This is a genomic window from Roseovarius lutimaris (assembly GCF_900115165.1).
In the GTDB taxonomy this organism is placed as follows: Bacteria; Pseudomonadota; Alphaproteobacteria; order Rhodobacterales; family Rhodobacteraceae; genus Roseovarius; species Roseovarius lutimaris.
The window spans coordinates 1-13,426 of record NZ_FOVP01000042.1; the positions used below are offsets into that span (position 1 = coordinate 1).

Annotated in this window: 11 protein-coding genes and 3 pseudogenes; 2 read left to right on the forward strand and 12 right to left on the reverse strand. The window is 55.6% G+C overall.

The features are described from left to right. From BMZ91_RS21875 to BMZ91_RS20080, 8 genes and pseudogenes are all read right to left on the reverse strand, one after another. Positions 1-246: transposase (locus BMZ91_RS21875; RefSeq protein ID WP_143076421.1), on the reverse strand; the 246-nt coding region annotated here is incomplete at its 3' end. A gap of 155 nt (positions 247-401) precedes the next feature. Then, positions 402-791: pseudogene (locus BMZ91_RS20050) on the reverse strand (SDR family NAD(P)-dependent oxidoreductase); the annotation flags it as partial. A gap of 109 nt (positions 792-900) precedes the next feature. Beyond that, the gene (locus BMZ91_RS20055) at positions 901-2,211 is read right to left on the reverse strand and encodes a TRAP transporter large permease (RefSeq protein WP_092842367.1); all 1,311 of its coding nucleotides are present in this window, start codon (positions 2,209-2,211) and stop codon (positions 901-903) included. A gap of 5 nt (positions 2,212-2,216) precedes the next feature. Beyond that, complete coding sequence (locus BMZ91_RS20060) at positions 2,217-2,750, reverse strand: TRAP transporter small permease (protein WP_092842368.1); 534 nt, start codon at positions 2,748-2,750, stop codon at positions 2,217-2,219. A gap of 66 nt (positions 2,751-2,816) precedes the next feature. Next, entirely contained in the window at positions 2,817-3,797 is a 981-nt protein-coding gene (locus tag BMZ91_RS20065; protein ID WP_092842369.1) for a TRAP transporter substrate-binding protein, read from the reverse strand. A gap of 68 nt (positions 3,798-3,865) precedes the next feature. Then, a complete protein-coding gene (locus tag BMZ91_RS20070; protein WP_092842370.1) occupies positions 3,866-4,219 on the reverse strand; it encodes a Rid family hydrolase in 354 nt (117 codons plus the stop codon). A 151-nt stretch (positions 4,220-4,370) separates the two neighbouring features. Then, positions 4,371-6,164 (reverse strand): gamma-glutamyltransferase family protein, encoded by a 1,794-nt coding sequence (locus BMZ91_RS20075; protein ID WP_092842371.1) that lies wholly within the window; start codon positions 6,162-6,164, stop codon positions 4,371-4,373. Between the two features lie 28 nt (positions 6,165-6,192). Further along, positions 6,193-7,476 carry a M24 family metallopeptidase gene (locus BMZ91_RS20080; protein ID WP_245736502.1) on the reverse strand — a complete coding sequence of 428 codons (1,284 nt, stop codon included), beginning with the start codon at positions 7,474-7,476 and terminating at the stop codon, positions 6,193-6,195. Here BMZ91_RS20080 and BMZ91_RS22140 point away from each other — a divergent pair. Both BMZ91_RS22140 and BMZ91_RS20085 read left to right on the forward strand, forming a co-directional pair. After that, positions 7,464-7,643 (forward strand): annotated as a pseudogene (locus BMZ91_RS22140) (helix-turn-helix domain-containing protein); the annotation flags it as partial. The gene BMZ91_RS20080 and the pseudogene BMZ91_RS22140 sit on opposite strands and share 13 nt — an antisense overlap. 12 nt (positions 7,644-7,655) lie before the next feature. Beyond that, positions 7,656-8,393, forward strand: a complete 738-nt coding sequence (locus tag BMZ91_RS20085; protein WP_245736503.1) for a LysR substrate-binding domain-containing protein — start codon at positions 7,656-7,658, stop codon at positions 8,391-8,393. 33 nt (positions 8,394-8,426) lie between these two features. On the opposite strand, the gene BMZ91_RS20090 is transcribed toward BMZ91_RS20085, so the two are convergent. From BMZ91_RS20090 to BMZ91_RS20105, 4 genes and pseudogenes are all read right to left on the reverse strand, one after another. Further along, positions 8,427-10,124, reverse strand: coding sequence for a hydantoinase B/oxoprolinase family protein (locus BMZ91_RS20090; RefSeq protein ID WP_092842374.1), 1,698 nt, complete (start codon positions 10,122-10,124; stop codon positions 8,427-8,429). 11 nt (positions 10,125-10,135) lie between these two features. Next, entirely contained in the window at positions 10,136-12,229 is a 2,094-nt protein-coding gene (locus BMZ91_RS20095; protein ID WP_092842375.1) for a hydantoinase/oxoprolinase family protein, read from the reverse strand. Positions 12,230-12,533: 304 nt separating this feature from the next. Further along, positions 12,534-12,734: pseudogene (locus BMZ91_RS20100) on the reverse strand (aspartate aminotransferase family protein); the annotation flags it as partial. A gap of 377 nt (positions 12,735-13,111) precedes the next feature. Then, a partial coding sequence (locus BMZ91_RS20105) for a transposase domain-containing protein (RefSeq protein ID WP_143076422.1) occupies positions 13,112-13,426 on the reverse strand: 315 nt, incomplete at its 5' end.

Genomic DNA, 13,426 nt, shown 5'->3' on the forward strand with positions numbered 1-13,426 from the left:
CACAACAAGCTGGCCGATCTTGGAATGCAGTTTGTCGACATCAGCGGCACTAACCCGTTCAGGCGCTGAACCTTGGCGCGTAAAGGCCGCCGCCATGTTTTCTATCGCCGCGCGTTTCCACGTCCCAATCTGCGTCGGATGCACGCTGTATTTCTTGGACAGCTCGGCAAGCGTCATCTCCTCACGGATCGCTTCAAGAGCAACCTTGGCCTTAAAATCCGGCGAATGGTTCTTTCGTTTCTTCATTTTGGATCGTCACTTTCATCATGCGATCCACCTTAACGTCTGGTCCGAATTTCCGCGACCACCTCTATCACTTGTGGGTAATTGAAAGGGGCAGACACCGTTTACAGAAATCCTCCGTTAGCTAAACATCAAATCTGTCCCACATGCCCTGACGTCAGACAGGCACCACCTACTTGCGTCTGCATGATTGGTGTAACCAGCCGAGTCGGTCGGATCACGTTAAGAAGATAAACCTCCATACCGACGTGCCAGTCATCATCAGAAATGTCCAACACTGGCCCCTTGGGACCATGCCCTTCGGAGTTGACGAGGACATCGATGCGCCCCCAGCGATCCTGCGCTTCGTCCACCAGTAACTTAAGATCGTCCAAACTGCGGTTTGATCCTGTCACTCCGAACCCGCCCAGTTCCGCACCAAGTGCTTCACCCTTGCCAGACGAGGACAGGATACCGACTCGGAAACCGTCCGCCGCCAAACGGCGTGCGGCATTGGCGCCCATGCCACTGCCTCCGGCAGTTATAAGTGCAACTTTTTCTACTGTCATCAGAACCTCCTTTTTTGACAGATCTCGTAGAGACTGCCACACCTTTTTTTATTACGTTTCAGGCTGCCTGACGTGATCAGGTGCGCACAGGCGTAGAAGTTAAAATGCCCTAATTAAGCCGTTTGTCCATATTGTCGGGCAACCACATCGCCATTTCAGGAAAGGCTATCAGCAAGAAGACCATGATGATCATCAATAAAAACATCGGGAACGCGCACTTCGCGATATACCCCATCTCGTGCTCTGTCATGCCCTGAAGAACGAACAGGTTGAAGCCGATGGGGGGGGTGACTTGGGCCATTTCAATCACAACAACAACGAAGATGCCAAACCAAATCAGGTTGATCCCCGCGTCTCTGACCATGGGTTCGACAACGGCCATGGTCAGCACGACCGACGAAATGCCGTCAAGAAAACAGCCCAGAATGATGTAGAAGACGAGAAGAACAATCAGAAGTTGAAAGCGCGACAGATCCCAGTGAGATATGAGATCGGCAAGGCCCCGAGGCAATCCGGTGAATCCCATGGCGAGGGACAGAAAGGCGGCACCGGCAAGGATCAGGGCGATCATTGCGCTGGTTCTGGTGGCACCCATCAAGCTTTGGACGAAGCTCTTCCAGTCCAGAGAGCCCTGCACGGCGGCCAGCACCAATGCGCCGACGACGCCGATGGCTGCGGCCTCTGTGGCGGTTGCATAACCGAGATACAAAGAGCCGATCACGACGACAATCAACAGGAGAATCGGAATGAGGAAGCGGGAATTCTTTATCTTCTGGCCAAAGCTGATTTTCTCTTCGACGTCGGGGTTCCAGTCCTTTGATGTAACGGAATAGATTGCGACATAGCCCATGAACATGGCGGCAAGAATGATGCCAGGAACAACGCCGGCGAAGAACAATTTGGTGATGCTTTCGTTCACCGTGACGCCATAGACGATCAGCGTCAGGGAGGGCGGGATCATCAGCCCCAGCGTCGCCGCACCAGCGAGCGTGCCAATCACAAGATGTTCAGGGTAGTTCCGTTTGCGCAACTCGGGGATCGACATTTTGCCCACCGTTGTGAGCGTTGCCGCAGAAGAGCCTGATACGGCACCGAACACGGTACAGCCGACGATGTTGGTATGGACCAGCCCGCCGGGCAATCCCGCCATCCAAGGAGAAAGCCCCTTGAACATATCTTCTGATAAGCGCGTCCGATATAATATCTCGCCCATCCATATAAACATGGGCAGAGCAGTCAGCGTCCAACTGGAACTGGCGGACCATATTGTCGTCAGCATGACATCCCCGACAGGGCGGGTGGTGAACAACTCCATGCCGACCCACGCGACGCCCATGAGGGCCAGACCGACCCAGACGCCAGTTCCCAGCAGGGTGAACAGGACGAATAGGAATAGGATGATGATCGCAGCATTTTCCATTCAGGTTATTCTCCGTGGCTCTGATCGGCCAGATTGCGGACGATCCGGCTGCGCCCGTAAAACAGTACTGAGAACAAATGATCTGTCAGGCAGATCGCCAGAACGGTTGCGCCAAACAGGACCAGCGATTGCGGCATCCAAAGGAGTGTGCCGTCCTGCCCCTGCGAGCGTTCACCGAATTTCCAGGACCAATAGACAAATTTCTGACCGTAATAGACGAAATACCACATGATCGCGGTGCCGACGGCGAAACACCAGATTTCCAGAATACGGTGTATCGGTTCCGGCACAGCGTTAAGCAGGATCGACACGCGGATATGGCTGCCGTGATTAAGAGCATTCGCAAAAGCGAGGAATGAAGCGGCAGCCATGGCGTAGCCTGCATATTCCGCCCCGCCGCGAAACATTTCTCCGGTCCAGCGGGCGGCCATCTGCATGACTACCAGCAGCAGGATCATGACCAGACTAACGGCCGCCATTGCGCCCGATAGTCGGTAAAGAAAATCCAGACTTAAACGCAAAACCCGTCCGATTGTCATTTAGCCCTGCCCCCTGAAACGTTTGAGGGGGGCGCAGATTGCGCGCCCCTCTCTCAATATTGTCATTTAGTCCGCTTTGGCGTGAAAGGCATCGACGATCGCCTTGCCTTCTTCGCCCGCGTCCTTGAGCCATTCGTCAGTCAGCACCTCGCCGACTTCTTTCAGGTCAGCCGCCAGTTTTTCGCTGGGCGGGCCAACGTACATTCCGCCTTCGCGCAGACCGTTCAGCGTGAAGTCAGTATAGTCCTTGGATCGCTGGAGGCCTTCTGTCTCGGCCGCAGCAGCGCAGGTTTGAATGGCGGCTTTGTTTGCGTCAGAAACGTCCGCCCAGACATCGGAATTCACGATAATATAGTTGCGCGGCAGCCAGGCATCGACTTCGTAGTAGAAGTTCAGGCTTTCCCAGACTTTGCTGTCATAGCCAGTGGCGCCGGACGTAATCATCGCGTTTGCCACGCCTGTCGCGAGCGCCTGGCTGAGTTCCGCAGCTTCGACGGTGACGGGAAGCATATCCATCAACTCAGCGAGACGTGTCGTAATGTTGTTGAACGAACGGAACTTCATGCCTTTCATATCGGCAACGGAGTTTACTTCGTCTTTGAAATACAGCCCCTGCGGAGGCCAAGGCACCGTATAAAGGAGGGTCAGGTTCTCGTCGGCCAATGCCTTTTCAATAGCCGGCTTGGCAACCTCCCAAAGGATTCCGGAAGCGTCAAACGAGCTGGCAAGAAACGGAATGGAGTCAAATCCGAACAGGACATTGTCGTTCTGATGAGCAGACATCAGACGCTCGCCGATTGGAACCTGTCCGGTTTGCACGGCGCGCTTGATCTGGGCACCGGGGAAAAGTGAGCCGGAAGGATGCGTGACAATCTCGATGTCGCCGCTGGTTCCGTCGGTGACGCATTTGCCGAATTCCGCACCGACTTCGGAGTGGAAGTTCGAGGCCGGGTATGCCATCGGCATATCCCATTTTTCAGCGAATACCGGTGCCGCCAAAACGCTGGTAAGCGCGGTTGCCGCGATTAGTTTCGTCAGAGTTTTCATTTTTCTCTCCTCGTTGGTTTTTGCTAATGCCCGGTTGATGTCTGAAGCGGATATTGACGCGCTCTGGGCTAGAGTGCGGCCATCACGACTACTTCGACAAGATCGGTTGCATGGAGGCCCGTTTGCACGCAGGCTCTTTGTGGCCAGTTGTCGGGGTTGTCGCCAACCCATTCGCACCAAGCGCGATCCATGTCGTCTTTGTGAGTGATGTCGGTGATGTAAACCGTAGCCGTCACTGCGCGCGATTTGTCAGTATCCATTTCGGCGAGGATACGGTCTATTTTTTGCAGCGTGCTTACGGTCTGTTGATAGAAGTCATCGGTTTCGATCTCGGATGTTGCAACAGCCCAAGCAAAGCCGCCGACGACCGTGCCAGAACTGCGCCCTTTGGATTGGCCCGCTATTCGACGAATAGTGCGCATCTTTTCTCCACTCCGGCCGCAAGGCTGGATTTCAAATCCGGCATCATCAAGGATTTATTCTGACGGACACCATCGGACAGAGCAAGGGGTGTCGTCAATATCGCCAGACGGTGCTGAGCGACACGGGATTGAAACACTCCACTCATCCAGTTCATCGCCCTATTGCATAGGCTTGCATCAGGCGCGGTGTTGCCGCCGCCTGAAGCTGCCCGTCAGGATGGCGTTTGGCGGCGGTGAGGCGACCAACCGTATTCGCCTGCGCAACGGCCACCTCGTGACCACGATCACGAAGGGTCTGGATCACGTCTTTGCCTATAGTTTCTTCGATCATCATTTCTCCAGATTCTGCGGCGCGCGGATAGAAAGATGCTTGAAAATGTGTAGAATGGAAGAGCGGCGCGTCGATCCCCTGCTGCATATCAAAACCATGATGCACCATCCGCAGGAGCCAGACGAGTTGCCACTGGTCCTGCTGGTCGCCACCGGGGGAGCCGAGCGATAGAAGAGTTCCGTCCTTGTGGTAGGCAATCGTTGGCGTGAGGGTCGTACGAGGGCGAGCACCGGGCTTTAGCGATGAGGCAAGACCTTCATCCAACCAGAACATCTGCGCTCTGGAGTTGAGGCCAAAACCCAGACCCGGAACGACCGGGTTGGATTGCAGCCAGCCACCCGACGGTGTCGAGGACACCGCGTTGCCCCAGCGGTCAATGATATCGAGATGGACCGTATCACCCTTTACATCCGTCAGATGCGCCATCGTCGGCTCGCCGGTCGCCGCATCTTGCAGAACGTCCATTTTGCGTAAGGCACGCATGATTGCGGCTTCGGCCAGATGCTCGTGTCCTTCGACCACTCCGGGTCTTTGTTCGAGCGATGCCTTGTCGGATATCAGTTTGGCGCGTTCACGTCCGTATTCTTCTGACAGGAGGACATCGACGGGGACATCGTAAAAGTCTGGATCGCCGTAATAGGCCTCTCGGTCGGCATAGGCGAGCTTGATCGCTTCGATCACGGTATGAACAAATTCCGCACCGTAGGGGTCCATCGCTGCAATGTCGAAATTCTTGAGGATTTGCAGGGCTTGAAGAAGAACCGGCCCCTGCCCCCACGGCCCCGTTTTGCAGAGCGTCCAGCCGTGATAGTCGATCTTTGTCGGGGCCTCGAAATGGGCGCTCCATGCGGTGATGTCATCCTGCGTCAGCAAGGCGCTGTTGCGGCGGCCAGTGACATCCATCACCTTGGCGTCCTTGAGATAGTTTCCTATTGCCTCTGCGACGAAGCCGGTGCGCCATTCGTCGCGTGCGGCGTCAATACGGGCCTCGCGCGTGTCGCCCTTTGCCGCATCCACCAGTTTGCCATAGGTTTTGGCAAGATCGGGGTTCTTGAACAGGCTGAGGGCGGTAGGCTTTTTCCCATCGGCGCACCAGACCTTTGCAGAGGTGGGCCATTGCTTTTCAAAGAACGGCTGCATCGACGCGATCGTCTCCGCCACGGAAGCCAACAGGGGATGCCCGTCGGCACAATACCCGATGGCGGGCGTCAGGACATCGGCCAGTTCCATTGTCCCGTGATCGCGCAGCAGCAATAGCCAGCCGTCAAAGGCCCCGGGTACTACAGTTGCCAGAAGGCCCGAGCCGGGGATGAGGTCTTCAATGCCCCTTGTTTTCATTGCCTCGATTGTGGCCGCCGCCGGGGCCGGACCCTGAGCGCAGAGTACACCAGGACCGTCATCGCGCACCGAATGGAAAATGACCGGAAGATCGCCAGCGGGGCCGTTCAGATGCGGCTCGACCACTTGCAGGACAAAACCGGTCGCAACCGCAGCGTCAAAGGCATTTCCGCCCTTTTCAAGGATCGACATTCCCACAGCGGAAGCAATCCAGTGGGTCGATGTCACGACGCCGAATGTGCCGCGGATCTCTGGTCTGGTAGTAAAATTCTGCATAGTTTTCCCTGTAAGTAAGGCCGGCTTTTCAGTCGCTCGCGGTCAGAAGCTCTCGTGGGCTGTTGGCAAATGGTTTTGCGCCATCTTTCGTAACAACGAAGGTTTCGCTAACCACAAGACCATACTTGTCCAGCCAAAGTGCGGGAATGCAATGGAAGGTCATATTCTCTTCCATGATGGTTGTATCACCCGCGCGCAGCGAACAGGTCAGTTCGCCCCAAGTCGGCGGGAAACCAATACCGACCGGGTAGCCGATGCGGCTGTCTTTTTCGATACCATGCTTGCGGATCACCTTGTCCCATGCGGCTGCCATCTCTTGACATTCAATGCCCGGCTTGACCACGTCCAACGCCGCCTCAAGGCCTTCGCGAATGACGGCGGTGGTATCTATAAGTTCCTGTTTCGGGGTTCCGACGTAGACGCAGCGCGACAAAGGAGAGTGATAGCGGTGCCGGATGCCGCCCATCTCGATATAGAAAACTTCGTCTTCCTCAAGCTGTCGATCTGTCCAGCTGAGGTGCGGCGCCGAGGCGAATTCGCCCACCATCGCATTGGGCGGCTTGCAGGGAAAGGTGCCGCCAAATTCCGGGGTGCCCGAAGTCGTAACGCGGTAGAGTTCCGCCATCACATCGCATTGGCGCACACCGGGGCGCACCAGTTTGCGGGCACTGTCCATGGCCAGAGTTGCGATCTGGCCGGCCTGACCCATATATTCGATCTCTTGCGCGGATTTCGTCATCCGCACGCGGTTGACCAGCAGGAAGGCATCGTCAAATTCGCCCTGCCCCAGACCCTGTGTCAGGATGCGGTTCCATTTGGCAGTATAGTAGTAATCGTCCTGTTCCGCCGCGATACGGCCTTTATCCCAGCTTTTGTCCTTGAGGATTTTGACGAGATATTCCATCGGATGAAGCTGATCACTGCCGACATATTTGTCCGGGTAGGCGATCACATTTTCCTCGGCGAGGAAGGCCGTAAATTTGGCACCAACTGCGTCCATCTTGCGACCGAACCAGATCGGCTCGTCTGCGTCGAGGGCGACGACGACCATTTGCGGCGTATAAAAAGACCAGCCATCATAGCCCGTCACATAGAACTGGTTTGCGGGGTTGGAGATCAGCAGGACATCAATACCCTTCGCGCGCATTGCATCTTTCACGCGCGCGACGCGACCGAGAAATTCATCATGTTCGAAAAGCAGCTTCACATCTATCTCCGTCAAAGTGTTTCGCAGACCAAACCTTATACAGTACATGTTGTCTATTGAATTAAACTTCTCATTTCCATAACCTAAAGGGCATGCTTCGTCCAAACCTCCGCCATCTTGAGATTTTTCTGACGCTTTGCGAGTCCGGGAGCGTGTCGGACACCGCGCGGCGGATGCATCTCAGCCAACCCGCTGTCAGCAAGGCTATCGCGCTGTTTGAGGATACGTCGCGTCTGCACCTGTTTGAGCGGCGCAAGAATCGGCTTCACCTGACAGAAGCGGGCTTGCAGCTGCGCGAAGAGGCAGAGCGGTTGTGGAATCAGGTGCGGCTGTTTTCCGAAGGGGTCGATGCGCTGCAAACTTCGCGAAGAGGGCTGATCACCGTGGCCGCAATACCTGCATTGGCGTTTGGCGGTTTGGCGGGCGCAGCAACCTCTTTCAGTCAGGCGTTTGAGGACGTGAAAATCGGGTTTCACGTCGAAATGTCAAAACGGGTCGTCGAAATGGTGGCGCAAAAACACGCGGATGTCGGATTTATCCATGGTGGGAGCGGCAACATTCATATCGATGAGAATTACATCACGGATTCTGAAGTCATGTGCCTGATGGACAGAAATCATCCCCTCGCGCAACATACCGAAGTCACGCCCAAGAACCTCGCGCCCTATCCCTTGATCTGTTTTGACGCGAATACGCCGCCCAGCGTCCTGATCCGTGACAGCTTCGCTAAATTTGGGCTTCATCCCAAGATACAGCTTGAAATGAATGTTTCCCGCCTCGCAGATACGTTCGTCAGGGACAATATCGTCGCGTTCGTGGACCCGTTTTCTGCGATTGCAAATCCAAAGCTGACGCTCCGCCGGTTCGTGCCGCGTGTTCCGCTCAGTATCTTTATGCTGACGCCCAAGGGGCAATCCTCGTCGCGGATTCTAGAAGCCTTTGTTACGGCTGCAACGGAGAAGGTTTTTCAGAAATTGCGGTCCCTTGCACTGGCCCCGACGGAGCCGCCTGAAAAGGACTGACGGCTCGGCATTAAGGTCGGTGGATTGGGGAATCTACGATATCGTTTTTCGCTGCTTTTGCGTAAGCGCCGCGTCGAGCGTCATCGTTTCTGGATCAATCACGACACCATAGGCAGTGCGGGCCTGTTCAACCGAGACATAGCCATCCATTACATCCTCCAAGACCAGAGTCGCGTCGCGACAATAGGCTGAACCGAAACCGCCGCCACCCGGCATTTCGAGGATCGTGACCGTATCGGCGGATAGCATCGTTGTTATTTTCGGTTTTAGGTCTGCGCCATTATTGGTACGCAACGCCCCGGTTTTGCCCGGCGCGCCGCCATGAAGGCCGGGTGCAGGGTGTTTTGTGCGCTCATATAGGCCCGAAAAAAGGTAATCCTCATCCGTTAGGACCTCTATCTCCATCGTCTGGCCCAATCCACCACGCGATTCCCCCGGCCCACCGGAATCCACCCGCAAAGAGCGTTGCAGGACCACCAAAGGTGCTAGAGTTTCGATGGTTTCGGCGGGGACTCCTGCGATCCCACTTGGATAGGCGGTGGCGGACATGCCGTCCTTGCCCTTCATCGCGCCGGTGCCTCCGGCGGAAAACCAGGTGTAGGAGAAATGCCTGCCGCTACCGCGCTCGACACCGGCGATATGGGTGTCCCAGAGACCGTCAAAGCCCGGTGCCATGACGTTGTCGGGCATCGCATCAGCGAGGGCACCCATGACCACTGAGGGTAGGAAATGGCCCACGAGGTGACGCCCGCCCACCGCTGCAGGGAAGGCAGCATTGAGCAGCGTTCCCTCGGGAGCGGTGACCGTAAGCGGTAAAAAACTGCCTTCGTTGTTGGGAATATCCCCCGCCAGAGCGCATTTCACGCCGTAGTTCGTATAGGCCGTTGTGTAGTTTAGCGTCACATTCACACCCAGCGGCACCTGACCGGGGGAGCCGGTGAAATCTACCGTCAGATGATCGCCATCCACGATCAGCTTTGCCTTGATCACGAGTGGGTCGTCAAAGCCGTCAACTGTTAGTTGATAGGGGTACTCCCCGTCCGGCAGCATCGCGATTCTTGCGCGCATCGCGCGTTCCGAGCGGTTGATAATCTCGTCCGACAACTCCTCTATATCATCGAGATCAAATTCATCCAGAAACTGAAGGAGTTGCTTGGCGCCCTGCTCATTGCCAACGATCTGGCAGTGAAGGTCTCCGACGACCTCATCGGGTGTGCGAACGTTTTGTTTGATAATGTCCCAAAGCGGCTCGACCGGTTTGCCCTGATCCATCAGCTTCATGATCGGAATCTGGATACCTTCCTCGAAAACCGAACGGGAATCTGCGGACAATCCCCTGCCGCCGATGTCGAGCGCATGACAGCAGTTTGCGAAGAGGGCAATGCATCTGCCATTCTTGAACACTGGCGTGGCGATGGTAATATCGTTGAGTTGCGACGCGGTAAACCACGGGTCATTGGTGACGATCACATCGCCGGGCCGCAAGGAATCAGCCGGGAATTTGTTCAGCATGTGGATCATTCCGGAGGCCATGGAATTGATATGGCCCGGCGTGCCGGTAACGGCCTGCGCGATCATGCGCCCCCTGCGATCGAACACCCCAGCTGCAAGATCGGCTGCATCGCGCACGATGGAGGTAAAGGAAGAGCGCATCAGCGCCGCGGCCTGATCATTTGTCGTCGCAATAAGACGCGCCCAAAGAATGTCGAGTGTAACCTGATCTATTGCCATTTTGAACCCTGTCAGTCCTTTTTCCGTTCGAGATCGACTATCAGATTGGAAAACTCGTCAACATTTACAGTTGCCATGCCATTGATGACCACGGTGGATTCATGTTCTTCAATAATCGTCGGCCCGGTGATGCGGGATCCCGCCGGTAGTTTGTAACGATCATAAACCGGAACCTGCGTCATTTGTTTTGTTGCAGGAATATAGATGGCCCGTTGGCCTTTCATCGCGCCAGCGACACTATGCTCGCCGGAGCCGCCTGAGCAACCGAGTATCAGATCGGGTTTCGGGCCATGGACAATCACCCGCCACGAAATCAGTTCCACTGGCGCGTGCATCAGATGCCCATAGACAGAGGTATATACCTGCTCAAATGCCTGCTTCAGCGCTGGGCCGCTATGCTCCTCAAACTGGTCGAACTCTATTGGCACACGCACTTCGCTGCCCTGAAGGACATAGCGCATATCTGCGAACACCTTAAAACCGATCTCTGCCTCTGCCACTGTTCGGCGCAAGATGGTCCGCCCTTCGGTTTTCATTTCGTCGACGATGCGGCTTGCTTCGGCCCAATTCAGGGTATCGACCCGACTGGGACGCGAACGCGAGAAACTCATGCTGACCGGTGCGGTGAGAAAGCCCAGAGCTGACATTACTCCGGCACCAAGCGGATAGATGACCCGAGGACAGCGCAGCACAGAGGCAACACCAAAGGCGTGCATCGGTCCCGCGCCGCCGGTGGCGAACATTGGAAAGGCCTGAATGTTCTGGCCCCGCTCGATGGTGTGGATCCTTGAGGCCGAAGCCATGCTCTCATTGGCAAGCTGATGGATGCCAAAAGCGGCCTCAGTCACAGACATATTTAACGGTTTTGCGATTTTCTTTTCAATAGCGGCGCGGGCTTTAGTGATGTCCAGTTTCATCGCCCCGCCAAGAAAAAAGTCAGGGTCGAGATATCCCAGAACCAAGCCCGCATCTGTCACGGTCGGCTCTGTCCCGCCTAGATCGTAAGCGGCGGGTCCGGGTTCCGATCCAGCACTCTTTGGCCCGACCTGCAAGCGTTTCATCGCGTCTACCCCCGCGATGGAGCCGCCTCCAGTGCCGATTTCGATCAAGTCGATCACGGGTACTTTGATGGGCAGACCGGAGTGCTTTTTAAACTGATACTGGCGATCCACCTCAAACTCGTTGGCAATGAGGGGCTCACCATCGACAATCATGCAGGCCTTGGCCGTTGTGCCCCCCATATCGAAGGCCAGAATGTTCTTATGCCCTAGCATCGCGCCATAATGTGCCGCCGCAAGGGCCCCACCTGCAGGTCCGGATTCAACGAGGAGGATCGGTTTATGTATCGCTTCTTTGATCTCGTAGAGGCCACCATCAGACTGGATGATAAAAAGATCGGTATCAATATTCAGCTCATGCAGGGCGCGGTCACGCAGGCGGTTAAGATAGTTTTCGGCAATCCGTTTCACATAGACGTTGGCCAGAACGGTGGAACTGCGCACAAACTCTCCGACCTCCGGCACAAGGTCGCAAGAGAGAGAAACTGTGATTTCCGGCGCTTCTTCGGACAGAATCTGGCCGACACGCCGTTCATGCGTGTCGTTCACATAGGAGTGAAGGAACGAGACGCCGACCGCCTCTACCTCTGCGGCCCTTAACTGCTGGATCAATTCACGCAGGTCGTCATCGGCAAACGTCTTGCGCACGCTACCGTCGGCCAGCACGCGCTCGTCCAGTTCAAAGCGGAGGTGACGCGGGGCCAGAGGGGCTGGATTTTTGATACGAAGATCATAGATTTCGTAGCGGTTTTCGCGCCCTATCTCTATTGCGTCACGGAATCCCTTGGTGGTTATAAGCGCGGTTAGGGAGCCTTTTCTTTCAATCAGAGCATTGGTGAAAAGAGTTGTCCCGTGAACAAACCTGTCAATAGCGGGCCGGTCTGGCGGCAGATCGTCGAGCAGGGCTTTCACACCTTCGATCACTGCGTTGTCCGGCTGTTGAGGCGTGGTCAGAATTTTCTTGAACACAAAACGCTTGCCGTCATCACCCACCAGAACAGTATCGGTAAATGTTCCACCAATATCTGACGCTATTCTAAAACTCATGTGAACATTGACCCGTGGTTTGCGTTGTGGATACCTTGCCTTTTGCAAGGCTAGCCAAATTTTATACTGCTAGATCATAGTGACCTAACCCCGCCATTCTGACCTGCCGCATTTACCAACGGCGGAGTAAACTGTCCAAACGGCCGAATGCGCATGGAGTAGAAATCATCATACTCATCACCCTACCAAAAGATGCAACTCAATTCTGGCAGGTGGGCCGATCCAATTGGGCGCGCTCTGAACGCACGTCCCCAGCCTATGCGTTGATAGGCCGGGGACGTGCGGACTGCCGTAAAGTGTCGTTTCAGCCGAGGACGGTTTTAACCGCTTTCACCACTGCGGCCACGACGATGTCGGCCTCATCGGTGCTGAGGCAGAACGGCGGTGCAAAACCGAGGATATCGCCCTGTGGCATCGCCCGCGCGATCACCTTGTCCTGTGCAAGAAGTGCTGCCGATACCTGCGGGCCGATTTTCTTGGACGGATCGTAGAACGTGCGTAAGCGTTTCCTGGCCCTTTCAATTACCCACAAGTGATTGCCCCCTTGTTTTTGCTGCACGGAAACCCTCGTCGAGATCGGACAATCGGGTGAATCCGCGCCACATGACGGTTGTTCCAGGAGGCGGGTCGCTCTTTCGGTCCAGGCAGCCGCGCATCGCCCAGGTCACATTCTGACGTTTCCTCGTTCACCCAATTTTGCCCCATGCTCGCACCTGTTTGATTGAAGGTACCAGAGAACGAATCACGAAAGACCCTATGTGATCAAGACGAAAAATACGGGCACAAATACTTGTGGGTAACTTCAAGATCCAGACACCGCTTACGCTAGAAAAGAGGGAGGTCGAGATGGATCGCAAGAGGCGGCTGGACAGCACTTGGCTTTCAGCTTGACGGCTGAAAATTCCAGGGGAGCAGGTCGTCGACGCGGTTTTTGGGATGACCTGCCGCGATCGCTTCGAGCGTAGATTTCAGGTAGGCGAAAGGCCCCACGCCGTTGATCTTTGCGGTTTCGATCAGGGATGCGATGCGGCCCCAGGCCCGGCCGCCCTCATCGTGACCCGCGAATAATGCATTTTTTCGATTGAGGGCAATCGGGCGAATGAGATTTTCGACGCTGTTGGAGTCGATCTCGACGCGCCCGTCCGCCAGGAAGGTTTGCAGGCCGCCCCAGTGGCGGTGAATGTAGGCCAGCTTGTC

Bases quoted from the DNA above. Each gene is read 5' to 3' on its own strand.
- BMZ91_RS20095 (WP_092842375.1), bottom strand. From the start codon at position 12,229: ATGAGTTTTAGAATAGCGTCAGATATTGGTGGAACATTTACCGATACT.
- BMZ91_RS20075 (WP_092842371.1), bottom strand. From the start codon at position 6,164: ATGCAGAATTTTACTACCAGACCAGAGATCCGCGGCACATTCGGCGTC.
- BMZ91_RS20055 (WP_092842367.1), bottom strand. From the start codon at position 2,211: ATGGAAAATGCTGCGATCATCATCCTATTCCTATTCGTCCTGTTCACC.
- BMZ91_RS20060 (WP_092842368.1), bottom strand. From the start codon at position 2,750: ATGACAATCGGACGGGTTTTGCGTTTAAGTCTGGATTTTCTTTACCGA.
- BMZ91_RS20065 (WP_092842369.1), bottom strand. From the start codon at position 3,797: ATGAAAACTCTGACGAAACTAATCGCGGCAACCGCGCTTACCAGCGTT.
- BMZ91_RS20090 (WP_092842374.1), bottom strand. From the start codon at position 10,124: ATGGCAATAGATCAGGTTACACTCGACATTCTTTGGGCGCGTCTTATT.
- BMZ91_RS20070 (WP_092842370.1), bottom strand. From the start codon at position 4,219: ATGCGCACTATTCGTCGAATAGCGGGCCAATCCAAAGGGCGCAGTTCT.